The 350-nt window shown below is 53.1% G+C and carries 1 protein-coding gene; it reads right to left on the bottom strand.

The window, feature by feature from the left end; translation table 11 throughout:
- Positions 1 to 41: 41 nt before the first annotated feature.
- Positions 42 to 260 (bottom strand): hypothetical protein, encoded by a 219-nt coding sequence (locus tag HMPREF2924_RS21815; RefSeq protein ID WP_023082680.1) that lies wholly within the window; start codon positions 258 to 260, stop codon positions 42 to 44.
- Positions 261 to 350 lie beyond the last annotated feature (90 nt).

Below are 350 nucleotides of genomic sequence, written 5' to 3'. Positions count from 1 at the left end.
ACCACGTTGCTGTCGGCGATAGACTGGCTAGCCAAGGATCACTAGCGTCGCGCCAAGAGACTCTTGGCTAAGAAATCAGCGAGGATTCCAACATCCCTCTTTTGGGCCTCCAGGATGCCCTGCACTTCACCTGGCAGAACCTCGACCTCCTCCCCATCCACAATCTTTACAATTCTCTTGCGGCCGGAGCTGGTGAGGCTAAGCCTCAACTCCATTGCCGGCCGGGCATTGATGTAAATGCTCTCGAGCAAGCGCTCCATGACTTCGACTACTCCTTAATATCAATTAGCCAGCTACATACAGGAATTATGCTACCCAGGACATGCAGGCGTCACCCCTACTTATGTACG

This window comes from Pseudomonas sp. HMSC063H08, assembly GCF_001813645.1.
Taxonomy (GTDB): domain Bacteria; phylum Pseudomonadota; class Gammaproteobacteria; order Pseudomonadales; family Pseudomonadaceae; genus Pseudomonas; species Pseudomonas aeruginosa.
This window is presented reverse-complemented; position numbering and strand designations above follow the sequence as displayed.